General features: G+C 42.5%; 21 protein-coding genes and 1 other annotated feature. Of the genes, 20 read left to right on the top strand and 1 reads right to left on the bottom strand.

Annotated features, from left to right (window positions below; all coding sequences use genetic code 11):
* The first annotated feature begins 424 nt into the window (after positions 1–424).
* The 14 genes from ilvE to yihA all read left to right on the top strand — a co-directional run bounded on the left by ilvE (position 425) and on the right by yihA (position 18,771).
* Complete coding sequence (ilvE, locus tag MHI35_RS12615; RefSeq protein WP_088002251.1) at positions 425–1,339, top strand: branched-chain-amino-acid transaminase; 915 nt, start codon at positions 425–427, stop codon at positions 1,337–1,339.
* Between the two features lie 8 nt (positions 1,340–1,347).
* Positions 1,348–1,594 (top strand) — a binding site (T-box leader).
* Positions 1,595–1,716: 122 nt separating this feature from the next.
* Positions 1,717–3,441 (top strand): acetolactate synthase large subunit, encoded by a 1,725-nt coding sequence (gene ilvB, locus MHI35_RS12610; protein WP_335349006.1) that lies wholly within the window; start codon positions 1,717–1,719, stop codon positions 3,439–3,441.
* The gene (gene ilvN / locus MHI35_RS12605; protein ID WP_007501584.1) at positions 3,438–3,956 is read left to right on the top strand and encodes an acetolactate synthase small subunit; all 519 of its coding nucleotides are present in this window, start codon (positions 3,438–3,440) and stop codon (positions 3,954–3,956) included. The genes ilvB and ilvN overlap by 4 nt, the downstream gene beginning before the upstream one ends.
* An 18-nt stretch (positions 3,957–3,974) precedes the next feature.
* The gene (gene ilvC, locus MHI35_RS12600) at positions 3,975–5,003 is read left to right on the top strand and encodes a ketol-acid reductoisomerase (protein WP_088002247.1); all 1,029 of its coding nucleotides are present in this window, start codon (positions 3,975–3,977) and stop codon (positions 5,001–5,003) included.
* A complete protein-coding gene (locus MHI35_RS12595; protein WP_024423186.1) occupies positions 4,990–6,543 on the top strand; it encodes a 2-isopropylmalate synthase in 1,554 nt (517 codons plus the stop codon). The genes ilvC and MHI35_RS12595 overlap by 14 nt, the downstream gene beginning before the upstream one ends.
* A gap of 18 nt (positions 6,544–6,561) precedes the next feature.
* Positions 6,562–7,659: a 3-isopropylmalate dehydrogenase gene (leuB, locus tag MHI35_RS12590; RefSeq protein ID WP_012010789.1), complete on the top strand. Its 1,098-nt coding sequence runs from the start codon at positions 6,562–6,564 to the stop codon at positions 7,657–7,659.
* 40 nt (positions 7,660–7,699) lie between these two features.
* Positions 7,700–9,115, top strand: coding sequence for a 3-isopropylmalate dehydratase large subunit (leuC, locus tag MHI35_RS12585; RefSeq protein ID WP_144520836.1), 1,416 nt, complete (start codon positions 7,700–7,702; stop codon positions 9,113–9,115).
* A 13-nt stretch (positions 9,116–9,128) separates the two neighbouring features.
* Positions 9,129–9,728, top strand: coding sequence for a 3-isopropylmalate dehydratase small subunit (leuD, locus tag MHI35_RS12580; protein ID WP_060596899.1), 600 nt, complete (start codon positions 9,129–9,131; stop codon positions 9,726–9,728).
* 126 nt (positions 9,729–9,854) lie between these two features.
* Positions 9,855–10,862 (top strand): DNA damage checkpoint antagonist DdcA, encoded by a 1,008-nt coding sequence (ddcA, locus tag MHI35_RS12575; protein ID WP_144520834.1) that lies wholly within the window; start codon positions 9,855–9,857, stop codon positions 10,860–10,862.
* A gap of 239 nt (positions 10,863–11,101) precedes the next feature.
* Complete coding sequence (tig, locus tag MHI35_RS12570; RefSeq protein WP_012010786.1) at positions 11,102–12,376, top strand: trigger factor; 1,275 nt, start codon at positions 11,102–11,104, stop codon at positions 12,374–12,376.
* Between the two features lie 251 nt (positions 12,377–12,627).
* Complete coding sequence (gene clpX / locus MHI35_RS12565; protein WP_012010785.1) at positions 12,628–13,893, top strand: ATP-dependent protease ATP-binding subunit ClpX; 1,266 nt, start codon at positions 12,628–12,630, stop codon at positions 13,891–13,893.
* Positions 13,894–14,029: 136 nt separating this feature from the next.
* Complete coding sequence (gene lonB, locus MHI35_RS12560; RefSeq protein ID WP_012010784.1) at positions 14,030–15,691, top strand: ATP-dependent protease LonB; 1,662 nt, start codon at positions 14,030–14,032, stop codon at positions 15,689–15,691.
* A gap of 171 nt (positions 15,692–15,862) precedes the next feature.
* A complete protein-coding gene (gene lon / locus MHI35_RS12555; protein ID WP_144469221.1) occupies positions 15,863–18,187 on the top strand; it encodes an endopeptidase La in 2,325 nt (774 codons plus the stop codon).
* The gene (gene yihA / locus MHI35_RS12550) at positions 18,184–18,771 is read left to right on the top strand and encodes a ribosome biogenesis GTP-binding protein YihA/YsxC (RefSeq protein ID WP_335349007.1); all 588 of its coding nucleotides are present in this window, start codon (positions 18,184–18,186) and stop codon (positions 18,769–18,771) included. The genes lon and yihA overlap by 4 nt, the downstream gene beginning before the upstream one ends.
* 43 nt (positions 18,772–18,814) lie before the next feature.
* On the opposite strand, the gene MHI35_RS12545 is transcribed toward yihA, so the two are convergent.
* Positions 18,815–19,300 carry a hypothetical protein gene (locus MHI35_RS12545; RefSeq protein WP_211062926.1) on the bottom strand — a complete coding sequence of 162 codons (486 nt, stop codon included), beginning with the start codon at positions 19,298–19,300 and terminating at the stop codon, positions 18,815–18,817.
* A 242-nt stretch (positions 19,301–19,542) separates the two neighbouring features.
* Here MHI35_RS12545 and hemA point away from each other — a divergent pair, with 242 nt between their 5' ends.
* Genes hemA through hemL form a run of 6 tightly spaced genes read left to right on the top strand, consistent with a single transcriptional unit; the run spans position 19,543 to position 25,801 of the window.
* Entirely contained in the window at positions 19,543–20,910 is a 1,368-nt protein-coding gene (hemA, locus tag MHI35_RS12540) for a glutamyl-tRNA reductase (protein WP_003216303.1), read from the top strand.
* Between the two features lie 7 nt (positions 20,911–20,917).
* Complete coding sequence (locus MHI35_RS12535; RefSeq protein ID WP_119125193.1) at positions 20,918–21,748, top strand: cytochrome c biogenesis protein; 831 nt, start codon at positions 20,918–20,920, stop codon at positions 21,746–21,748.
* Between the two features lie 41 nt (positions 21,749–21,789).
* Positions 21,790–22,725, top strand: coding sequence for a hydroxymethylbilane synthase (gene hemC / locus MHI35_RS12530; RefSeq protein WP_119125192.1), 936 nt, complete (start codon positions 21,790–21,792; stop codon positions 22,723–22,725).
* Entirely contained in the window at positions 22,722–23,513 is a 792-nt protein-coding gene (locus MHI35_RS12525) for a uroporphyrinogen-III synthase (protein WP_211062927.1), read from the top strand. The genes hemC and MHI35_RS12525 overlap by 4 nt, the downstream gene beginning before the upstream one ends.
* The gene (gene hemB / locus MHI35_RS12520; protein WP_211062928.1) at positions 23,510–24,481 is read left to right on the top strand and encodes a porphobilinogen synthase; all 972 of its coding nucleotides are present in this window, start codon (positions 23,510–23,512) and stop codon (positions 24,479–24,481) included. Before MHI35_RS12525 ends, hemB begins: the two co-directional genes overlap by 4 nt.
* A 27-nt stretch (positions 24,482–24,508) precedes the next feature.
* Positions 24,509–25,801: a glutamate-1-semialdehyde 2,1-aminomutase gene (gene hemL / locus MHI35_RS12515; RefSeq protein WP_211062929.1), complete on the top strand. Its 1,293-nt coding sequence runs from the start codon at positions 24,509–24,511 to the stop codon at positions 25,799–25,801.
* The last annotated feature ends 34 nt before the right edge of the window (positions 25,802–25,835 follow it).

Below are 25,835 nucleotides of genomic sequence, written 5' to 3'. Positions count from 1 at the left end.
CTCCTTCTATAAGATGCTCTCATTCTATCATAACTTCATAGGAAAACGCTTTAGAAAGGCATGCCGAAAGAAAATCAAAAGCATTGAAATCTACCAGTATTCATTCAAAACAATGTGAAAAAATATGACAAACGATTTCTCAAATGAAAAGTGTTCAGGTAAAGTAAATAAATTGAAGAAAAAATACAAAAAATTTTAAGTTTTTTCATTCCTTGTCTAGCAAAGGTGTAAGCGTATACATTTAATTTTGATTAGTCTAAATTGTCTAATAATTTTAAAAATGCTGTTGACACTGCATGGAAAGCGGCGTAAGATGGGTTCAACAAAAGCTAAACAAACACGCAGAGCAAGCGTGAGACACTTCAATATAAAGTGTCTGAAAATTCAACTACTTTTTGTTTGAAAGAGAGGGTGCTCACTGAAAATGGAAGACCAAAAGGAACAGTGGATCTTTTTAAACGATGAACTCGTGAAAAAAGAGGATGCGAAAATTTCAGTTTATGATCATGGCTTCTTATACGGTGACGGTGTGTTCGAAGGGATACGCGTGTATAACGGAAATATCTTTCGAATGAAGGAACATTTAGACCGCCTATATGACTCCGCCAGATCGATTATGCTGAACATTCCATATTCACTTGAGGAACTCACGGAAAAAATGATTCATACAGTTGAAAGGAACGGACTGAAGGATGCCTATATTCGTCTTGTTGTTTCAAGAGGAGCTGGTGATCTTGGTTTAGATCCAAACAACTGCGGGAGAGCCAACACAGTGATCATTGTAGAGCCGCTGGCCATCTTTCCAAAGCACCTATATGAAACAGGTATTGATATTGTGACGGTACCGACGAGACGAAATCGTCCCGACGTACTGAGTCCAAAAGTGAAATCATTAAATTATTTGAATAACATCCTTGTCCGAATCGAAGCCCATATGGCCGGTGTGAGTGAAGCGCTGATGCTGAACGATCAAGGGTACGTGGCAGAAGGTTCTGCAGACAATGTGTTTATTTATAAAAAAGGGAAGCTCTATACACCGCCAGGTTATATCGGCGCTCTTGAAGGCATCACAAGAAATGCCATCATGGAGATTGCAGAGGACTTAGGTTACGAAGTGAAAGAAGAACCATTCACAAGGCACGATGTGTATACAGCAGAAGAAGTTTTTTTAACAGGAACTGCAGCCGAAGTCATCGCTGTTGTAAAGGTTGATGGCCGTACAATCGGTGAAGGGCAGCCTGGGGTTCACACAAACAAACTTCTTGAACAATTCCGTAAGCGAGTAGTTGAAGAAGGAGAAAAAGTCGTTTTTACAGATGAAAACATTCACGCAAGCTAAATAGATATCGATAAACGTTGAAGAGGACTAGTAGCTTTAGAGTCAGTATCTACAGAGAGCCGGTGGTAGCTGGAAACCGGTGTTACTTTCTAAAGTGAACTCACCTCTGAGTGTCTGCTTGAAATGATAGTAGGGCAGACCGAGTGACATTGCTTACTCGTTACCAAAATGGATGAAAGATGTCCATGAGACGGCAGCTGAATTTGCCGTGAACAAGGGTGGTACCGCGAAAAACAAAGCTTTTTCGCCCCTTTGACCTAGTGAAAAGTAGTGTCATTGTGGGGTGAGAAGGCTTTTTTATATGGTCTAAAATCTCGATCTTGAATAGAAAAGGGTGAAAAAACTTGACTGAAGCAAGACAAAGAGGAGGAAATCAAATGGGGACAAATGTACAAGTGGAGACGGAAACATCTAAAGCACCACAAACGATGAACGGTGCACTCATGTTAATTGAAGCACTTAAAAGAGAAAAAGTAGAAGTCATTTTCGGATATCCAGGCGGAGCGGTTTTACCGATCTACGATAAAATTTATGATTCTGGGTTATTTCATGTCCTGCCAAGACATGAACAGGGAGCGATTCATGCGGCAGAAGGATACGCAAGAGTATCTGGCAAACCAGGTGTTGTCATTGCAACATCAGGACCTGGAGCAACAAACCTAGTCACAGGAATTGCAGATGCAATGATTGATTCACTTCCTCTTGTTGTCTTCACAGGACAGGTGGCAACATCAGTCATTGGATCAGACGCTTTTCAGGAAGCAGACGTGCTCGGCATCACAATGCCTATCACAAAGCACAGCTATCAGGTGAGAAATCCAGAGGAATTACCTGGCGTCATTAAAGAAGCGTTCCACATCGCAACGACAGGAAGACCTGGTCCAGTCTTGATTGACATTCCAAAAGATGTGGCAGGCATTGAAGGAACGTTTGAATACGATCAGCCAATTGATTTACCTGGTTATCAGCCAAAAGTAGAGCCGAACTATTTGCAAATTCGCAAATTAGTAGAAGCTGTCAGCAGAGCAAAGAAACCAGTCATTCTAGCAGGAGCTGGCGTTCTTCATGGCAAAGCATCTGAAGAATTAAGGCAGTATGTAGAGCAGCAGCAAATCCCAGTCGCTCATACACTGCTAGGACTTGGCGGCTTCCCAGCAAAGCACCCTCTTTTCCTAGGGATGGCTGGTATGCATGGCACATATGCCGCGAACATGGCTCTTCACCAATGTGATTTGCTCATTTCAATCGGTGCAAGATTCGATGATAGGGTAACTGGCAATCTCAATCACTTTGCGAAACATGCGAAGGTAGCACACGTTGATATCGATCCAGCAGAAATTGGCAAGAATATTCATACGCATATCCCGGTTGTTGGAGACAGTAAGCTAGTCCTTCAAGAGCTGATTAAGCAAGACGGGAAGCAAGGAGAGTCAAACGAGTGGAAAAACCAACTAGATCAGTGGAAGGAAGAATATCCACTCTGGTACGTTGAAAACGAAGCAGAGGGCTTTAAGCCTCAAAAGCTGATTGAATACATTCATCAATTCACAAAAGGTGAAGCCATTGTGGCAACGGATGTTGGACAGCATCAAATGTGGGCAGCACAGTTCTATCCATTTGAAAATGCAGATAAATGGGTCACATCTGGAGGGCTTGGTACGATGGGCTTCGGTTTACCGGCAGCCATTGGCGCTCAGTTAGCTGATCAAGAGGCAACGGTTGTGGCGATTTTAGGAGATGGAGGTTTCCAAATGACCCTGCAAGAACTTGCCGTTATCCGTGAGCTGAACCTTCCAGTGAAAGTGATTGTTCTAAATAATCACAGCCTTGGAATGGTAAGACAATGGCAAGAAATTTTCTACGAAGAACGCTACTCATATTCTAAATTTTCAGAGCAGCCAGATTTCGTTAAATTATCTGAAGCTTATGGTATTAAAGGAATCAGAATCTCATCAGACGAAGAGGCGAAAGAAAAGCTTGAAGAAGCGCTAACCTCTAGAGAGCCTGTTTTCATCGATGTCAATGTAGCGAGAGATGAAAAAGTATTCCCGATGGTAGCACCAGGGAAAGGACTTCATGAGATGGTGGGGGTGAAACCTTGAAAAGAATTATTGTGTTGACTGTATTAAATCGATCAGGCGTACTGAACCGAATCACTGGCCTTTTTACTAAACGACATTACAACATTGAAAGCATTACGGTCGGCCATTCTGAGATTCAAGATGTATCACGCATCACGTTCGTCGTCCATGTAGACCAAGAGAAAGACATCGAACAGCTGACAAAACAGCTGAACAAACAAATTGATGTTCTCAAAGTAACAGACATTACAAACCAATCAATCGTTCAGCGAGAGCTGGCTTTGATAAAAGTCGTTTCTGCACCAGCATCTAGAATGGAGATCACAGGGGTCATTGAACCGTTTAGAGCTTCTATTGTAGATGTGAGCAGAGAGAGTGTCGTCATTCAGGTGACAGGTGAGTCTTCAAAAATTGAAGCACTCATTGAATTACTTAAGCCATACGGCATTAAAGAAGTCGCCAGAACTGGCACCACGGCCTTTGCGAGAGATAATCAGCAAAAGCCGCAAACAAATAAAACAATTTCAATTGTCTAAACAAAAGGAGAGAGTCAAATGGTAAAAGTATATTATAACGGTGATATTCAAGAAAACGTATTAAATGGTCAAAAGGTAGCTATCATTGGTTACGGGTCACAAGGTCATGCACATGCATTGAACTTAAAAGAGAGCGGCGTAGATGTTATCGTCGGCGTGAGAAAAGGCGGATCTTATACAAAAGCACAAGAAGACGGCCATCAAGTATTCACAGTAAAAGAAGCGGCAGCACAAGCAGATGTCGTGATGGTATTACTACCAGATGAGCAGCAAAAGAAAGTATATGACGAAGAAATCAAAGATCAATTAGAAGCCGGCAACTCACTTGTTTTCGCACACGGATTCAACGTCCACTTCCATCAAATTGTTCCTCCAAGTGACGTAGATGTGTATCTTGTGGCGCCAAAAGGTCCAGGACATCTTGTAAGAAGAACATATGAGCAAGGCGCTGGTGTACCTGCACTATTTGCAATCTATCAAGATGTATCTGGTCAAGCGAAAGACAAAGCACTTGCTTATGCAAAAGCAATCGGCGGAGCAAGAGCGGGCGTTCTTGAAACAACATTTAAAGAAGAAACGGAAACGGATCTATTCGGTGAGCAAGCAGTCCTTTGTGGGGGTCTTACTTCACTAGTAAAAGCAGGATTTGAAACATTAACAGAAGCAGGTTATCAGCCAGAGCTTGCATACTTTGAGTGTCTACACGAACTGAAACTGATCGTTGATCTTATGTACGAAGAAGGATTAGAAGGCATGAGATATTCAATCTCTGATACAGCACAATGGGGAGACTTCGTATCAGGACCACGCGTTGTGGATGCAAACGTAAAAGAATCGATGAAAGCTGTCTTGACTGATATCCAAAACGGTACATTTGCAAAAGAATGGATTGTTGAAAACCAAGTAAATCGTCCACGTTTCAATGCGATCAATGCTAATGAAAATGAGCACCAAATTGAAGTTGTTGGAAGAAAGCTTCGTGAAATGATGCCTTTCGTTAAACAAGGAAAGAAAAAGGAAGCGGTGAGCGTCGGTGCGGAAAATTAATTTTTTTGACACAACACTTCGAGATGGAGAGCAATCACCCGGAGTGAACTTAAATGCACAAGAAAAGCTAATCATTGCAAAGCAGCTTGAGCGCCTTGGGGTTAATATCATTGAAGCGGGTTTTCCCGCTTCATCCCGAGGGGATTTCTTAGGCGTACAAGAAATAGCAAGAACGATTAAAAACTGTTCTGTTGCTGGTCTTGCACGATGTGTGAAAGGTGACATTGATGCTGCATGGGAAGCATTAAAAGATGGAGTGGAACCAAGGCTTCATGTCTTTATTGCCACTTCTGACATTCACCTGAAGCATAAACTAAAGAAAACACGTGAAGAAGTCGTAGAACAGGCTGTCGCAATGGTGAAATATGCGAAAGAACGTTTTCCGGTTGTTCAATGGTCAGCAGAAGATGCGTGCCGTACAGATCTTGCTTTCTTGGCAGAAATTGTAGAAAAGGTCATTGACGCTGGGGCGAGTGTCATTAACTTGCCAGATACAGTTGGATACCTAGCGCCAAAAGAGTACGGTAATATCTTTAAATATATGAAGGAACACGTTCCAAATATCGACCGTGTCAACTTGTCCGCTCACTGTCACGATGATCTAGGAATGGCTGTGGCAAACTCACTTGCTGCTATTGAAAATGGAGCAGATCAAATTGAAACGGCTGTCAACGGAATTGGCGAGCGCGCTGGAAATGCCGCGTTAGAAGAAATTGCAGTCGCTCTTCATATTCGAAAAGACTTTTACCAGGTCGAATCAACGATACAATTGAATGAAATTAAGCGTACAAGTGATGTAGTGAGCAAATACTCAGGCATGATTGTACCGCGCAATAAAGCTGTCGTTGGTAACAATGCTTTTGCACATGAATCAGGTATTCACCAAGATGGTTTCCTCAAAGAAAAAACAACCTATGAAATCATTTCTCCAGAGCTCGTCGGTGTGACAACAGATGTGCTTGTCCTTGGAAAACACTCCGGAAGACACGCGTTTAAAGACCGCATGAAAACGCTAGGTTTTAAACTAACGGAAGACGAAATCAATAAGTTCTTTGAAACCTTCAAGAACTTGACAGAGAAGAAAAAAGAAATCACAGATGATGATTTAATTTCTATTATATTGGAAGAAAAAGTAGCAGACCGAAAAATTGGCTACGAATTTGAAAGTCTTCAAGTACATTATGGAACAGAACAAATGCCGACAGCCACGGTCTCTCTGAAAAATCAAGAAACGCAAGAGGTCATTCAAGAAGCAGCTACAGGCGCAGGCAGTGTAGAAGCTGTGTACAACACGCTGGAGCGCTGTATGGAGGAAAGAATTCATTTGCTAGACTACCGTATTCAATCAAATGGAAAAGGCAGAGATGCACTAGCCGAAGTATATGTCACTGTTTCAATAGAAGGAAAAGAAACAGCAGGACGCGGTGTAGCGCAAGATGTGCTGGAAGCATCGGCGAAAGCCTACGTCAATGCAGTAAACAGGCATTTAATCTTTAAATCAAATCTCATTGAAATTGAGAAACATCACGCGATCTCATAGGAAAGGAGGTAGGTCCTTATGAAAAAGAAAATTGCACTTTTGCCCGGCGATGGAATCGGACCGGAAGTTGTGACATCAGCTGTCGCTGTCCTCAAAGAGACAGCGGCTCAATTTAGGCACGAATTCGAATTCGAAACGGCGCTTATTGGCGGTATCGCAATAGATGAAAAAAACAATCCGCTCCCAAAGGAAACGGTTGATGTATGCAAGAGCGCTGATGCGATCTTATTAGGAGCAGTTGGCGGACCAAAATGGGATCAAAACCCACCAGAGCTTCGCCCAGAAAAAGGCTTGCTCGCCATTCGTAAACAATTGGACTTATTTGCCAACATTCGTCCTGTCAAAGTGTTTGATAGCTTAAGCGAGGCGTCACCGTTAAAACAGGATCATATTAACGGAGTCGATTTTGTCATCGTTCGTGAATTAACAGGCGGTCTCTATTTTGGTGAACCAAGCGAGCGCTACACAGATGAAGAAGGAAAAGAAGCTGCGGTTGATACACTCCTTTATACAAAGGAAGAGATTGTCCGTGTACTAAAAGAAGCATTCGACATGGCGTTAACGAGACGGAAAAAAGTAACGTCTGTTGATAAAGCGAACGTTCTGGCTTCTAGTAAACTATGGCGGGATGCGGTAGAAGAAGTGGCTTCTCAATATCCGGACGTTGAATTTGAGCACATGCTCGTTGATAATGCTGCCATGCAGCTGATTTATAAGCCTGCACAATTTGATGTCATTGTAACAGAGAATATGTTTGGTGACATTTTAAGTGACGAGGCTTCAATGATTACTGGATCACTCGGTATGCTGCCATCTGCTAGTCTATCAAGCACCGGCCTTCATTTATATGAGCCGATTCATGGATCAGCACCCGATATTGCGGGGCAAAACGTCGCAAACCCTCTGGCAACTATTTTATCGGCAGCAAGCTTGCTTAGAACTTCCTTTGCGTTAGAAGAAGAAGCGGCTGCCATAGAAGAAGCTGTAGAAACGGTTCTTGCCTCAGGCAAAAGAACAAAGGATTTATCGGCAAAAGAGGGAACGTATCAAACAACTGAAGACATCACTCACGCAGTTGTAGACGCACTTAAGCAGAACGTGAAAACAATTGTATAAATAGAATCTTGTGGAATTAGGTAGAGGGAGGAAAAGGGTTATGCCTCGAACAATCATCGAAAAAATATGGGATCAGCACGTTGTCAAAAGCGGCGAGGGGAAACCAGACCTTTTATATATTGATCTGCACTTGGTGCATGAAGTGACATCGCCTCAAGCGTTTGAAGGATTAAGACAAAAAGGGCGCAAGGTGAGAAGACCTCAAAATACGTTTGCAACAATGGATCACAACATCCCGACTGTGAATCGATTTGTGATCAAAGATGAGATTGCTAAAAAACAAGTGGGTGCTCTAGAGCGAAACTGTGCTGAATTTGGTGTCCGTCTAGCTGACCTTCACAGTGTAGACCAAGGAATCGTCCATGTCGTTGGGCCAGAGCTTGGTTTGACACTTCCGGGGAAAACAATCGTTTGCGGAGATAGTCATACATCCACTCATGGCGCGTTTGGCGCACTTGCTTTTGGAATCGGTACAAGTGAAGTCGAACATGTACTTTCCACACAAACACTTTGGCAGCAGCGTCCGAAAACATTAGAAATTAGAGTAGACGGAAAGCTGCAAAAAGGGGTAACGGCCAAAGATGTCATTTTAGCAGTCATTGGTGCGCATGGCGTGAAGTTCGGATCAGGTTATGTGATTGAATACACTGGGGAAGTATTCAGAAACATGACAATGGATGAACGGATGACTGTTTGTAATATGTCGATTGAAGCAGGCGCAAGAGCAGGATTGATTGCACCTGATGAAGTCACCTTTGAATATTGTCGCGGCCGCAAATATGCACCGCAGGGAGAAGACTTCGAAGCAGCGATTAAAGAATGGGAAGAACTTAAAACAGATCCGGGTGCAACCTATGATAAAACGATTGTTTTAGATGGGAATGAGATTTCACCAATGGTCACATGGGGAATTAATCCAGGAATGGTGTTGCCTGTAGATGCAGCCATCCCAGGACCTGAAGATTTTGCTCAAGAAGATGATCAGAAAGAAGCGATTCGTGCGTACGAATACATGGGTGTTCATCCCCATCAACGTATTGAAGATATTTCGATTGAGCATGTGTTTATTGGCTCATGTACAAACTCAAGAATGACTGATTTACGCCAAGCAGCTTCTATGATAGAAGGACAAAAGGTAGCTGATCATGTCAGAGCGATTGTCGTGCCTGGCTCTCAAAGCGTCAAATTGCAGGCAGAAGAAGAAGGTCTTCATAAAATCTTCCTTGAAGCAGGATTTGAATGGAGAGAATCTGGCTGCAGTATGTGTCTCAGTATGAATAACGATGTGGTACCAGAAGGAGAACGCTGCGCATCCACATCAAACCGTAACTTTGAGGGTCGTCAAGGAAAAGGTGCGAGAACGCATCTTGTCAGCCCGGCAATGGCGGCAATGGCTGCAATACATGGCCGATTTGTCGATGTCAGGAAGTTTAATCAAGAGAAAACAGTCGTGTAAGGAGTTGTCATAGATGGAGCCTTTAGTCACACACAAAGGAAAAGCCGCTGTGCTTAACCGTATCAACGTAGATACAGATCAAATTATTCCGAAGCAATTTTTGAAAAGAATTGAACGAACAGGCTATGGTCGGTTTGCCTTTTTCGACTGGCGGTATTTAGCCGATGGTAGCCCAAATCCTGATTTCGAACTGAATCAGCCGATTTATGAAGGAGCATCGATTTTGATCGCAGGAGAAAACTTTGGCTGCGGATCATCAAGGGAACATGCCCCTTGGGCACTTGATGATTACGGTTTCAAAATTGTCATCGCACCATCATTTGCAGATATTTTTCACCAAAACTGCTTTAAAAATGGGATGCTTCCAATTCGTCTTGATTATGATGTGTGGAAAACATTCGCTGCGTCATATGAGAACAAAGGGTATGAGATGACAGTTGATCTTGAAAAACAGCAAATAGAAGATCACGAAGGGAATATCACTCCTTTTGATGTGGATCCTCACTGGAGAGAAATGCTCCTGAATGGCTATGATGAGATCTCATTAACTTTACTACTAGAAGATGACATTCAAGCATTTGAAGATAAGCGCAGCAGCTGGCTGCGTGCGTAAACAACAAGAAGCCGTCCGCCCGAGGTGTGACGGCTTCTTTTTTGCATGAAAACCTCTCGTTACTTGTGTTTACTAATCTTCGTTGGTAAACTGATAAAAAAATATGCGCCCGAAAGGAACGTAAGCATGAAACATGACAAGAAGAAAGATAATGTCATTTTGTTTCCTGGTCTGAAAGAAAGACTGATTGAAAAAGGAATGGCAGCATTAAAAGATAAACAGTATCAAGAGGCGCTTCACTTGTTTTCAGAAGCAAAATCTTATGATGATGATGATGAATCCGATATTCATCTCGGCATGGCAATTTGTTTTCTAGAGCTGGGCGAGCTACAGGATGCAAAGCGTGTGTGTGAAAAGATGCTGCATGAAGGATATGGTCATTACTTCACCGTGCTTCAAGTGTATATGACAATCTTAATTCAGCTGAAAGAATATGAAGAAGTGAAGCAGACAATTGAAGCAGTACTTGAGGAAAACCATCTTCCAGCAGAAAGTGCGGAGCATTTTTACAAGCTGCTCGAATTTAGTAGAAAAATGATCGAATCGCCTGAACAGATATTAGATGAAGACGATGATGACGGCGGCGAAATCAATATAGATGATATGCTCGAGCGGCCAGAAGAGCAGGTGCAGTTCATCCATTCGCTGAAAGATCGAAACATCACGCCGCATATGGGTCTATTAAATACGATCCTACAAAAGCCTGATGGAAGCCCTTTGGTCAAATCATTGATCCTGCAGCTTCTGTCAGATCATGATGTGGCAAAGCCGGTTCATGTGACGAAGTTCGGTGATTCGTTAACGCTTGTTCCTTCTGAGGCTGTTAAGCCAGAGCAAATGCCACTGCTTCAGCAAGTTCTTCGTAAGCTCGATGACACACTCGGCAATGAGAACCCAACCCTTTACCAAGGTGTGGAAGAGTTATGGCGCCGGCACTTATTTGTCCTATATCCATTTCTACCTAAATATACAGATCCGAATCTTTGGGCAGCAGCACTTCATAAAGTCGGCTATGAAATGCATGGGATCGAGATTGACCTCGAAGAATTACATCTATTGTATGAATTTGATGAACGAGAGCTGAGAGAAGCTTGCACAATGCTGAAAGATATTGAAGAAATTTCTTATTTGTAATTTGTCGATTTAGTTGAAAGACGGTCTTGTTATGTTATAATATAATGGTTGTATTTGTGCATATATCGTGCAGTTGTCGATTCCAATGGTTGAAAGACGATATGTATAATCAAGTCAAAAGTTGTATACATAATACCGCTTCTTTAGCGGCGTGCGTGGTTTTTAATTGGACGAAGTCTTTATGATGCTTTAGAATGTAACAACGCACAATCTGAATAGATTTTTGGAGGGAAACACACATGTCAGTAAAATGGGAAAAACAAGAAGGTAACGAAGGCGTCTTAACTGTAGAAGTTGATGCTGAAACATTTAACAAAGCACTTGATGATGCGTTTAAGAAAGTTGTCAAGCAAGTATCGATCCCTGGATTCCGTAAAGGGAAAGTACCACGTGGTCTTTTCGAACAGCGTTTTGGTGTAGAATCTCTTTATCAAGATGCATTAGATATTCTTCTTCCAGTTGAGTATCCAAAAGCAATCGACGAAGCTGGTATCGACCCAGTTGATCGTCCTGAAATCGATGTTGAGAAAATCGAAAAAGGCGAAAGCTTGATCTTCACTGCAAAAGTAACAGTGAAGCCTGAAGTGAAACTTGGTGACTACAAAGGTCTTAACGTAGAAAAAGACGACGCTACTGTCACTGATGAAGATGTACAAGAAGAGTTAAAAGGCATGCAAAACCGTCAAGCTGAGCTTGTTGTCAAAGAAGAAGGCGCAATCGAAAACGGCGATACAGTTGTTCTTGATTTCGAAGGATTCGTTGATGGAGAAGCATTCGAAGGCGGAAAAGCTGAGAACTACTCTCTTGAAGTAGGTTCTGGTTCATTCATCCCTGGTTTCGAAGAGCAATTAGTTGGTCTTGAAGCAGGCGCTGAAAAAGACGTAGAAGTCACTTTCCCAGAAGAATACCACGCTGAAGACCTTGCAGGTAAACCAGCTGTATTCAAAGTGAAAATTCACGAAATCAAAGCAAAAGAACTTCCAGCACTTGACGATGAGTTCGCGAAAGATGTTGATGAAGAAGTAGAAACTCTTGCTGAACTAACTGAAAAAACAAAGAAACGTCTTGAAGAAGCGAAAGAAAACGAAGCAGAAGGTAAACTTCGTGAAGAGCTAGTTGAGAAAGCTTCTGAAAATGCGGAAGTTGACATCCCACAAGCGATGGTTGACACAGAGCTAGACCGCATGATGAAAGAATTCGAACAGCGCCTTCAAATGCAAGGAATGAACCTTGAGCTTTACTTCCAATTCTCAGGACAAGATGAAGATGCGCTTAAAGAGCAAATGAAAGAAGATGCTGCTAAACGCGTAAAATCTAACCTAACACTTGAAGCAATTGCTGCTGCAGAAAACTTACAAGTGTCTGATGAAGAAGTAGAAGAAGAGCTTTCAAAAATGGCTGAAGCATACAACATGCCAATTGAAAACATCAAACAAGCGATCGGATCTACTGAAGCAATGAAAGAAGATCTAAAAGTTCGCAAAGCAATTGATTTTCTTGTAGAAAACCGTTAATATGGTGCATAATAATAAAACAGGGCGCGAGTGACTCGTGCCTTGTTTTGTACAATTTTTGACTTATCATCGCTTCTTTTGGAAACGATAGTGTAAGTCGCATCTTTCTGTTATACATATCTCGATGTGCAGTGTTAGAAACACATCATTACCGTCTTTTAGGAAAGTATGGTAAAATGCATACATACTGGACCCAGAAAGGTAGCTGACTGTTAGCTACAGGCAAGTGAAGAAGAATAAGGGGTGAAAGAATGTTTAAATTCAACGAGGAAAAAGGTCAATTAAAATGCTCGTTTTGCGGAAAAACGCAAGATCAAGTGCGTAAACTGGTCGCAGGACCTGGCGTATATATATGTGATGAATGTATCGAGCTTTGCACGGAAATAGTTGAAGAAGAGCTCGGCACTGAGGAAGAAGTTGAATTCAAGGATGTTCCGAAGCCTCATGAAATTCGGGAGATTCTTGATGAATATGTCATCGGTCAAGAAAATGCGAAGAAATCCTTAGCTGTAGCGGTTTATAATCATTATAAACGGATCAATTCAAACAGCAAGATTGATGATGTTGAGCTTTCGAAAAGTAATATCTCTATGATTGGGCCAACAGGAAGCGGTAAAACATTACTTGCTCAAACGCTTGCTCGTATCTTAAATGTGCCATTTGCGATTGCAGATGCAACATCACTAACTGAAGCAGGTTATGTTGGTGAAGACGTAGAGAATATTTTACTAAAGCTGATCCAAGCAGCCGATTATGATGTAGAAAAAGCGGAAAAAGGCATTATCTACATCGATGAAATCGATAAAGTAGCAAGAAAATCAGAAAACCCTTCTATCACTCGTGATGTATCTGGGGAAGGTGTTCAGCAAGCACTATTGAAAATTCTTGAAGGAACTGTCGCTAGTGTACCGCCTCAAGGTGGACGTAAGCATCCTCATCAAGAATTCATTCAAATCGATACTACAAATATCCTCTTTATTTGTGGTGGAGCCTTTGACGGCATTGAGCAAATCATCAAACGCCGCCTAGGTCAAAAAGTCATTGGATTCGGTGCGGAAAATAAAATCGAAGATCTCGAAAAAGAAGTCCTTCTATCAAAAGTACTCCCAGAAGACTTGCTTCGTTTCGGTTTAATCCCAGAATTCATCGGCCGCTTGCCGGTTATTGCAAGCTTAGAGCCGTTAGATGAAAAAGCACTTGTAGAGATCTTGACGAAGCCTAAAAATGCACTCGTTAAGCAGTATACAAAAATGCTTGAGCTTGATGATGTAGAGCTAGAATTTGAAGAAGATGCTCTTAGCGAAATTGCGAAAAAAGCAATTGAGCGTAAAACAGGAGCTCGTGGTCTTCGTTCAATCATTGAAGGCATCATGCTTGATGTGATGTTTGACCTTCCATCACGTGACGATATTGAAAAATGTGTCATCACTGGTGCAACGGTTGCCGATGGCGAGTCGCCGCGTCTTGTGTTAAAGGACGGCACAGTCGTCAATAAAGATACGAAAACATCTGCATAAGAGTTGTCTCACTCCTGAATCTTTTTGATTCAGGAGTTTTTTATTTATCGTGGAAGTTGTGTTTATTCCGTCCAGCTCTAGGAAATACTAGCAGACAGAAACCAATACATACGATAGATGAAGGAGGGAGCACCGATTGAGCTGGACAGGAATCGTATTATTCATACAACTGTTCTTTGGTATCGTCATCGGGCTGTACTTTTGGAACTTACTGAGAAATCAGCGCACACAAAAGGTGACGATAGACAAAGAGTCAAAGAAAGAAATGGAAGCACTCAGAAAGATGCGGTCAATCAAGCTGAGTGAACCTTTATCAGAGAGAGTCCGGCCAAAGGGGTTTCAAGATATTGTGGGTCAGGAAGACGGCATTCGTGCGCTAAAAGCGGCACTATGCGGCCCGAACCCACAGCATGTCATCGTTTACGGACCACCGGGAGTCGGTAAAACAGCCGCTGCCCGTCTTGTGATGGAAGAAGCGAAGCGTCACGCTGATTCACCGTTTAAAAAAGATGCGGTCTTTGTAGAGCTCGATGCCACAACCGCGAGATTCGATGAACGAGGCATTGCAGACCCGCTTATTGGTTCCGTGCATGACCCCATTTACCAAGGGGCTGGAGCAATGGGGCAGGCAGGCATTCCGCAGCCAAAACAAGGAGCCGTCACACATGCTCATGGCGGTGTTCTGTTTATTGATGAAATTGGCGAGCTGCATCCGATCCAAATGAACAAAATGCTCAAAGTGCTGGAAGATCGGAAAGTCTTTTTAGACAGTGCTTACTACAGTGAAGAAAATACCCAAATCCCGAATCACATTCATGATATTTTCCAAAATGGGCTTCCGGCTGATTTTCGATTGATTGGTGCGACGACAAGAACACCTGACGAAATTCCACCAGCGATTCGGTCAAGATGTCTGGAAATTTTCTTTAAAGACCTTGACCAGCATGAACTGAAAATCGTCGCTGCTAAGGCTGTCCAAAAAATTCAAAAGGAATTAAGTGATGAAGGGCTCAACCTGTTAACCTCCTATGTGAAAAATGGACGTGAAGCGGTCAACATGGTGCAGATTGCCGCTGGTATGGCGGTGACGGAAAACCGAAAAGACATCACGATTGAAGATGTAGAATGGGTCATTCATTCAAGCCAGCTGACACCAAGATATGAACAAAAAGTACCGGAAAAGCCAAAAGTGGGGGTCGTCAATGGACTGGCTGTGTATGGACCAAACAGCGGTGCCCTGCTTGAGATTGAAGTGAACATCTGTAAGGCGCTTGAGAAAGGCAGTATCAACATTACAGGCATTGCAGAAGAAGAAAGCATTGGCAATCAGTCGAAATCCATTCGACGAAAAAGTATGGCGAAAGGATCGGTTGAAAATGTATTAACGGTGCTACGAAATTTAGGCATTCGGACAAATGAATATGACATCCATATTAATTTTCCAGGCGGTGCCCCAATTGATGGACCGTCTGCTGGGATTGCCATGGCAACCGCAATCTTCTCAGCCATACATCAAATTCCTATTGATCATCTGACAGCCATGACGGGTGAAATCGGATTGCAGGGTCAGGTGAAGCCAATCGGTGGTGTGATACCGAAGATTAAGGCAGCGAAGCAGGCGGGTGCCACAACCGTCATCATTCCTTATGACAATCAGCAGTCGATCTTAAAGGAGATTGAAGGGGTCACCATTGTGCCTGTGAAGCACTTCCAAGAGGTGCTGGATCAGTGTCTGGTCAACCCGCCAGACGAGAAGAAAGATGGACTAGAAGACGAAATGAAAAGAAAATCTGTTTAATCCCCATCACATATGGGGATTTTTTAGTGAAATAGATCTTTTTTTCTTTTTCAAGATAAAAAGAAAGGGTATACTACGGTAAGATCAACATTTCTCAAGTCTTTTACATTGTACAAGACTGAAACAGGTATATTATAATGATTCATACTAGTGACGGAGGTGTCAATCAACATGGCAGATGAAATCAAAAAGAATGTTCCGCTCCTTCCATTGCGAGGTTTGCTTGTTTATCCAACAATGGTCTTGCATTTGGACGTTGGACGCGAAAAGTCTGTTCAAGCATTAGAACAGGCAATGATGAACGATCATATGATTTTTCTAGCAACACAGCGGGAAATTTCAATAGATGAACCAGGTGAAGAGGAAATTTTCAAAGTCGGCACCTACACAAAAATTAAACAAATGCTGAAGCTGCCAAATGGAACGATTCGTGTACTCGTTGAAGGCCTAAATCGAGCAAAGATCGAATCATATGTCGAGCTGGAGGACTATACGTCCGTCGACATTAAAGAATTGGCAGAAGAAGAATTAAAGGACGCAGAAGCAGAAGCCCTCATGCGCACATTGTTAGATCACTTTGATCAATACATAAAAATTTCAAAAAAAATCTCAGCTGAAACATATGCAACAGTAACAGATATTGAGGAACCGGGGAGAATGGCAGATATCGTTGCTTCTCACCTACCGCTTAAATTAAAGGACAAACAAGAAGTGCTCGAAACAGTGGATGTTAAAAAACGGCTGAACCGGGTCATCAGCTTAATACACAATGAAAAAGAAGTGCTCGAGATTGAAAAGAAAATCGGGCAGCGCGTGAAACGTTCAATGGAACGGACGCAAAAAGAATATTATTTACGTGAACAAATGAAAGCCATTCAAAAGGAGCTTGGAGACAAAGAAGGGAAAACTGGCGAAGTCAGTTCTTTAATGTCCAAAATCGAAGAATCGAGCATGCCAGATTCTGTTCGTGAAACGGCGCTCAAAGAATTGAACCGTTATGAAAAAATTCCTTCAAGCTCTGCTGAGAGCTCTGTGATTCGAAATTATATTGATTGGCTGATTGGCCTCCCATGGGGTATCTATACAGAAGATCGTCTCGATTTAAAAATTGCAAGTGAAATTTTAGATGATGAGCATCACGGGCTGGAAAAGGTCAAAGAACGAGTACTTGAATATCTTGCTGTACAAAAGCTGACCAATTCATTAAAAGGACCGATTCTTTGTTTAGCAGGACCTCCAGGAGTCGGGAAAACGTCACTTGCCAAATCGATTGCCAAATCACTTGACCGAAAGTTTATCCGTGTTTCCCTTGGCGGTGTTCGCGATGAGTCTGAGATTCGTGGACATAGAAGAACGTATGTAGGGGCAATGCCAGGACGTATCATTCGCGGAATGAGCAAGGCGGGAACGATGAATCCGGTTTTCCTTTTAGATGAAATTGATAAGATGTCCTCTGATTTTAGAGGTGATCCATCTTCTGCGATGCTTGAAGTCTTAGATCCAGAGCAAAATCATAACTTTAGTGATCACTATATTGAAGAAACATTTGATTTGTCTCAAGTGTTGTTTATTGCCACTGCCAACAATTTAGCAACCATTCCGGGTCCACTTCGTGATAGAATGGAGATTATCACGATTGCAGGGTATACAGAGGTTGAAAAAGCAGAAATTGTGAAAGACCATCTTCTGCCGAAGCAGCTAAAGGAGCACGGATTAAAGAAAGGGAACTTGCAGCTTCGTGAAGCCGCGATTTATGATACGATTCGCTATTACACAAGAGAAGCGGGTGTTCGTGGATTAGAGCGTCAGCTTGCAGCGATATGCCGTAAAGCAGCAAGAGCAATTGTAGCTGAAGACCGCAAACGCATCACAGTGACGGAAAAGAACCTATCAGAATTTCTCGGAAAAAGACTTTACCGTTATGGTCAGGCTGAAACGACAGACCAAGTGGGAGTTGTTACAGGACTTGCGTATACCACTGTTGGCGGGGACACCTTGTCGATTGAGGTATCACTTTCTCCGGGTAAAGGCAAGCTGTTGTTAACAGGTAAGCTAGGTGATGTCATGAGAGAATCTGCACAGGCGGCATTCAGTTATATTCGTTCGAAGGCAGATGAACTGAACATTGATCCTAATTTTAATGAAAAGCATGATATTCATATCCATGTTCCAGAGGGTGCGGTTCCAAAGGACGGGCCATCAGCTGGTATCACCATTGCGACGGCTCTTGTATCAGCCCTCACAGGACGACCTGTGTCAAAAGAGGTTGGTATGACAGGAGAGATTACGCTAAGAGGAAGAGTGCTTCCAATTGGCGGACTAAAAGAAAAAGCATTAGGTGCACATCGCGCAGGACTGAAAACCATTATTCTTCCAAAGGACAATGAGAAGGATATTGATGATATTCCTGAAAGTGTGAGAGAAGGACTAACCTTTATTCCGGTCTCGCATTTAGATGAGGTGCTTGAGAAAGCGTTGGTAGGAGAGGGAAGATGAAAGTAACAAAATCAGATATCGTCATTAGTGCGGTTAAACCAGAGCAGTACCCAAGTGGGGGACTGCCTGAAATCGCTCTTGCTGGACGATCAAATGTTGGGAAATCCTCGTTCATCAACTCATTGATTAATCGTAAAAATTTAGCGCGGACGTCTTCTAAACCAGGTAAGACCCAAACGCTTAATTTCTACATCATCAATGATATGCTCCATTTTGTGGACGTTCCGGGCTACGGCTTTGCTAAAGTGTCAAAGACAGAGCGCGAGGCCTGGGGTAGAATGATCGAAACGTATATTACAATGCGTGAAGAATTAAAAGCAGTCGTCCAAATTGTGGACCTGCGTCATAAGCCATCAGTAGATGATGTGAACATGTATGAATTCCTGAAATATTACGGAGTTCCTGTGATCGTCATCGCAACAAAGGCGGACAAAATTCCTAAAGGCAAATGGGACAAACATGCGAAAGTCGTCAAACAGACGCTTCACATTGCCCCATCAGATGAACTAGTCCTATTCTCTTCTGAAACAAAAAAGGGAAAAGACGAAGCCTGGAATGCCATCCTTGCAAAGATTAATAAATAAAAAAAGGCATCTGTCATGAGCAGATGCCTTTTTATTGTATAAGTTATTTCCTTTTTAAAAATAATAAGAGGAGACTGACAGCAATCAGTACATAAGGCCAGTACAATTCAAAACCGGAAGTAGGGATCGAAAGGGAACTTAGCTGTTTTGTAATTTGCTGAAAGAAATAAAGGAACAGACCGAGTGCAATGAGAACAACACTTTCAATACGATATTCTTTTTTCTGAGATGATTTCACCAAAAGGGCAAGTCCAACGATGAATACGATCATCGTAAATGTGTCTGGCCAGTAGTCCAGTTTTGGCTGAAGAATAAAGTGTAGCGAAAGGCCCGTCATCAGCATACCGATAAACACATGAGCGCTTTCTTGCTCCTTCTTTCCTTGATATAAGAAAGCAAGGCCAAAAAGCAGTACGAGTGTATACCATTTCTCTTGATCCTCCCAAATGTCAAATTGACCTCCGGAGAGAATGGCATATAGCGCTACAGCCAGCAAAGTGAGCGGCAGCAAAATGGATTTCTTCTTCAAAGATGTCACCTTCTTTTAAGCAGATCATTTGTCCGCACGCGCCAAATCTGGTAAATTGCTTGAAGTGATGATATGGCATAATGGATGTCGAACATTTTTCTACTATATCACAACATTTTTGAAATCTGTTCACAATTTTCATCCAGTTAAAAATGAATATATGTTATAATCATTATAAATAATAAATTCTATATTGTAATTATTATAAATTAGACAGGGCGTTGGGGGTGCAAGCTGAAGTTATGCATATTCTTGTTGTGGGTTTAGATTATAAAACAGCCCCTGTTGAGATACGGGAACAGCTGAGCTTTGAACCGAGCGAGCTCGGAACAGCGATGTCCAAGCTTAAAGAAGAAAAAAGCATTCTAGAGAATATCGTCATCTCAACATGTAATCGAACAGAGATCTACGCAGTGGTAGATCAGCTTCATACTGGACGGTTTTATATAAAAAGATTTTTAGCTGATTGGTTCGGTTTGGAAAAGGAAGATGTCTCGCCATATTTGAAGTTCTATGAAAATGATGGAGCGGTCGAGCATTTATTCCGTGTGGCCTGTGGACTTGATTCCATGGTGATTGGCGAAACACAAATACTTGGTCAAGTGCGCTCTAGCTTTAAAGTAGCTCAAGAGGAGAAGACCATTGGTACCGTTTTCAATTATTTGTTTAAACAGGCGGTCACCGTTGCAAAACGCTCTCATGCGGAAACAGACATTGCGTCTAATGCTGTGTCTGTCAGCTATGCAGCTGTCGAGCTTGCCAAAAAAATCTTTGGACGTCTTTCTGATAAACATGTCCTGATTCTTGGTGCGGGTAAAATGGGCGAACTAGCGGCTCAAAACCTTCAAGGGCAAGGGATTGGTCAAGTAACGGTTATCAATCGAACGTATGAGAAAGCAAAAGAATTGGCGGGTCGTTTTTCAGGAGAGCCTAAAAGCTTAAACCAATTGGAAAAGACATTATCCGAAGCGGACATTTTAATTAGCTCCACTGGTGCGAAACAATTTGTCATTACAAAAGAAATGGTTGAAAGTGCGAATAAAAAGCGGAAGGGCAGACCACTATTTATGGTGGATATTGCTGTGCCACGTGATCTAGATCCAGCCATTTCTGAAGTAGAAGGTGCTTTTTTGTATGACATTGATGACCTTGAGGGCATCGTGGCAGCTAACTTAAAAGAACGCCGTGCGGTGGCTGAGCAGGTTGAGCTTCTCATTGAAGCAGAAATTGTGGAATTTAAGCAATGGCTGAATACGCTTGGTGTGGTTCCTGTCATTTCTGCACTTAGAGAAAAAGCGCTGACGATTCAAGCGGATACGATGCAGAGTATTGAGCGAAAGCTTCCGAATCTCACACACCGTGAAATGAAGCTATTAAATAAACATACGAAAAGCATTATCAATCAAATGCTGAAAGATCCTATCTTAAAGGCAAAAGAAATTGCCGCGGAGCCGAATGCAGAGGAAAAACTTTTACTCTTTAAAGAAATCTTTGATTTACAGGTTGAAGATGAAGAGCAAAAGGTCGAGCCGATGCAGGTGGAGCAAGGATCATTTCAGCTGTTCAAACCAAATATGGCACAAGGCTTTGCTACAGTTGCCAGTGAGTGATTAAGCGATGTTGGAATCCATTGTAGCGAGACTCAATGAAACGACGACCTTGATTTATGCACTAAGTGTCTTGTTCTATTTCATAGATTTTCTTCAACACAACCGGAAGGCTGGAAAAATAGCTTTCTGGTTGCTTTCTATTGTCTGGCTGCTGCAAACAGTCTACATGTTCTATATTATGATGGAAACAGACCGATTCCCTGTGTTGAATGTAGCAGAGGGGTTATATTTTTATACGTGGGTGCTTGTGACACTTTCGCTTGTTCTCACAAAAGTATTGCGTGTTGAATTTATCGTCTTTTTTACAAATGTCATCGGTTTTTCCTTGATGGCGATTCACACCTTTACACCATCTGATCTTCACTCAGCAGAACTAACGGGGAAGTTGACGAGTGAATTGCTTGTGATTCATATTACGATGGCGATTTTATCATACGGTGCCTTTTCACTTTCATTTGCTTTCTCTCTTCTCTATCTCTTTCAATATCGTTTGCTGAAAAAGAAAATATGGGGGAAATGGCTTCTAAGAATTGAAGATTTATCGAAGCTTGATCATATGGCATACGTATTAAACATTATTGGCGTGCCGATGCTCTTACTTAGTTTGATTCTTGGCATTATTTGGGCATATGTTTCGTATGATACGTTGTACTGGACAGATGCAAAGGTGCTTGGTTCGTTTATTATGCTGTTTTTATATGGGGTTTACTTATATATCAGATTGGTGAGAAATATGCAGGGCAAAGTCGTGGCACTATGGAATGTCGGTTCATTCCTTGTGCTCATGATCAATTATTTTCTGCTTGGTAGCTTATCAACCTTTCATTGGTTTCAATAAATAATGATGAGTCTTAAGGGCATTGTCGGGAGGAAGACGAATTGCGTACAATTAAAGTAGGTTCTAGAAGAAGTAAGCTTGCAATTACACAAACAAAATGGGTCATTCAAAAGCTGTCTGAACTAAACCCTTCTTATTCTTTTGAAATAAAAGAGATTGTGACAAAGGGTGATCAAATTTTAGATGTAACTTTATCTAAGGTTGGCGGAAAAGGACTGTTTGTCAAAGAAATTGAACAGGCGATGCTGAATCACGACATCGATATGGCAGTTCACAGTATGAAGGATATGCCGGCTGCTCTTCCTGAAGGATTAGTCATTGGCTGTATTCCTGAGCGTGAAGATGTAAGGGACGCCCTTATTTCGAAGGATCATCTGCATCTTCATGAGCTGCCGAAGGGTGCTGTTGTAGGAACAAGTAGCTTACGGCGCAGTGCCCAGCTTCTTCAGGAAAGACCAGATCTGAACATTAAATGGATTCGAGGTAACATTGATACACGATTGGAAAAGCTGAAAAATGAAGAATATGATGCCATTATTTTAGCGGCTGCTGGTCTGTCCAGAATGGGCTGGAGTAAAGAGGTTGTGTCTGAATTTTTATCTCCTGAGACTTGTCTGCCCGCAGTTGGCCAAGGCGCTTTGTCAATTGAGTGCCGCGGAGATGATGAAGAGCTATTGCAGCTCCTCGCTCAATTTACGAATGAATACACAAAGAAAACGGTTCTCGCTGAACGAGCCTTCCTCAAACAAATGGATGGCAGCTGTCAGGTGCCGATTGCTGGATATGCAACGATGAATGAGCGCGATGAAATTGAACTGACGGGTCTTGTGGCATCTGCTGATGGACATACGATTATTCGAGAAACTGTATCAGGCACTGACCCTGAGGCAATTGGAACAGCATGTGCAAAGCAGATGGCTGATAAGGGAGCAAAGGATTTAATCGACAAGGTGAAAAAGGATCTGTCCTCCCAATGATCATAGGCCAATCGCTTCACGGACAGACGGTGCTTGTCACTCGAAATGAACGTCAAGCGGGTGTGTTTCAGCAGAAGATTGAAGAGCTGAACGGCCATGCTGTTTTAACCTCTCTTATTCGGTTTGAGCCTACGCTCACAAATGAAAAAGCGCAGGCCTTTTTAAAGGACTTAGAAAATAGCCAATGGCTTGTTTTCACGAGTGTAAATGGTGCGTCTTTTTTTCTCAGCTACATAGAGGACCATCATTTACATAAAAGTTTATCCCATTTAAAAGTAGCTGCGGTAGGTGAGAAAACCTCTGCCTATCTTGAGCAGCACGGCTTGAAGGTGGATGTCGTACCAAAACGATTCATAGCGGAAGAGCTCGCAGATGCGTTGCTTGACCATGTGCGTCTAGGAGAGCGTGTGTTTGTAGCAAAAGGACACTTGTCACGAGATGTCGTGAAGAAAACACTTGTTCCACTTGGCATAGAAGTAAAGGAATGGATTTTATATAAAACGGTCAAGGATGAGGAAGGGATTGCCGCTCTTAAAACGGCAATGACGAAGCAATCATTTGATTTTATTACATTTACGAGCTCATCGACTGTCCATTCATTTATGCATGCCATGGAGGCAGATGCAGCGAAGCTGGCTGCTTCTGACACTTGTTTTGTGACGATCGGTCCTCTAACAAAAGAGGCACTGCTTCAATACGGGATTTCTTCTGAAACCCCAGATACTTATACGATAGACGGAATGCTTGAATTGATGTGCCGTTTATCTGAAAGGAAGTTGAACAAATGATGAAATTTAACAGACACCGCAGACTGCGGACAAGCGCAGGAATGAGAGAATTAGTCAGAGAAACCTTTTTAAGACCATCTGATTTCATTTATCCGATCTTTTTTGTAGAGGGAGAAAATGTCCGAAAAGAAGTTTCTTCAATGCCGGGTGTTTATCACATTTCAGTGGACTTTGTAAAAGAAGAAGTCCAAGAGCTTGTCGATCTAGGTATCAAATCAATTATTGTATTTGGTGTTCCAGATCATAAAGACCATGTGGGCAGTGAGGCGTATCACGACCATGGCATTGTGCAAAGAGCGACGCTTGAAATTAAAAAGCATTTCCCAGAGCTTGTGGTCATTGCAGACACTTGCTTATGCCAATATACAGATCATGGACATTGCGGGATTGTTGAAGATGGTGAAATTTTAAATGATGAATCTCTTCAGCTTTTAGCAAAAACAGCTGTTAGCCAAGCGCGCGCAGGTGCAGATATTATTGCTCCTTCTAATATGATGGATGGATTTGTTGTGGCCATTCGTGAAGCGCTTGATGAAGCTGGCTTTATTCATGTACCCGTCATGTCATATGCTGTGAAATATGCAAGTGCGTTTTATGGTCCGTTTCGTGACGCAGCGCATAGCACACCGCAGTTTGGAGATCGTAAAACATACCAAATGGACCCTGCAAACCGTTTAGAAGCATTAAGAGAAGCGCAATCTGACGTAGAAGAGGGAGCGGATTTCCTCATTGTGAAACCATCCCTTTCTTATTTAGATATTATGCGTGATGTCAAAAATGAATTTACACTCCCTGTTGTTGCTTACAATGTGAGCGGAGAATATGCAATGGTTAAAGCCGCTGCTCAAAATGGGTGGATTTCTGAAAAAGAGCTTGTTCTTGAAATGCTGACAAGCATGAAACGTGCAGGAGCAGAACTCATCATTACGTATCATGCAAAAGATGCAGCAAAATGGCTCTCAGAATAAAGAACGGATAGACAGGAGGACGTTGAAATGGGACGTAGCTATGAAAAATCAAAGCAAGCATTTGAAGAAGCGCAGCATTTAATGCCTGGTGGTGTCAACAGCCCTGTGCGTGCGTTTAAATCAGTGAACACAGACCCGATTTTTATGGAACGGGGGAAAGGCTCCAAGATCTATGATATTGATGGAAATGAATACATCGATTATGTCTTATCGTGGGGACCGCTTATTTTAGGACATACGAATGACCGTGTGGTTGAAAGCATTCAGCGAGTTGCAGAAAAGGGGACAAGCTTTGGTGCTTCCACATTAGTTGAAAATGAATTAGCTAAGCTTGTATCAGAGCGGGTTCCTTCTATCGAAGTCATTCGTATGGTCAGCTCTGGTACAGAGGCAACGATGAGTGCACTTCGTCTAGCTCGCGGCTTTACTGGTAGAAATAAAATTTTGAAATTTGAAGGCTGCTATCATGGCCACGGGGATTCTTTGCTCATTAAAGCAGGTTCAGGCGTCGCAACGCTTGGGCTCCCAGACAGTCCAGGTGTACCTGAAGGGACTGCAAGCAATACGATCACAGTGCCTTACAATGATTTAGAAAGCATTCAAGTAGCATTTCAGGAGTTTGGAGACGATATTGCAGGAGTGATTGTCGAGCCGGTTGCAGGAAATATGGGGGTTGTCCCTCCGCAAGACGGTTTCTTACAAGGGCTGAGAGACATCACAGATCAATACGGAGCTTTACTCATTTTTGATGAGGTCATGACCGGCTTCCGTGTGGATTATCACTGCGCGCAAGGCTACTTTGGCATCACACCTGATTTGACGTGTCTTGGTAAAGTGATCGGAGGAGGTCTCCCGGTCGGCGCTTATGGCGGAAGAGCGGATATTATGAGACAAATTGCGCCAAGCGGTCCAATTTATCAAGCAGGAACGTTATCTGGTAACCCACTTGCGATGACAGCAGGCTTAGAAACCTTAAGACAGCTGACACCTGAGTCTTACGAAGAGTTTAGACGAAAAGGAGACCGGCTGGAAGAAGGCATTTCAAATGCGGCGATAGCCCATGGAATTCCATTAACGTTTAACCGTGCGGGTTCAATGATTGGATTTTTCTTTACAGATGAAGAAGTGGTCAATTATGACATAGCCAAAAATGCTGATCTCGCTTTATTTGCTGAATTTTACAAGGAAATGGCCGACCACGGTATCTTCCTTCCACCTTCTCAATTCGAAGGACTGTTCCTGTCAACAGCCCATACAGATGAAGACATCGAATATACGATTGAGACAGTGGAAAAAGTATTTCAAAAACTACGTCGATAAACGAAAGCCGATATGTCTCCATATCGGCTTTTGA

The organism is Bacillus sp. FSL K6-3459, assembly GCF_038003305.1.
GTDB classification, from domain to species: Bacteria; Bacillota; Bacilli; order Bacillales; family Bacillaceae; genus Bacillus; species Bacillus pumilus_O.
This window is presented reverse-complemented; position numbering and strand designations above follow the sequence as displayed.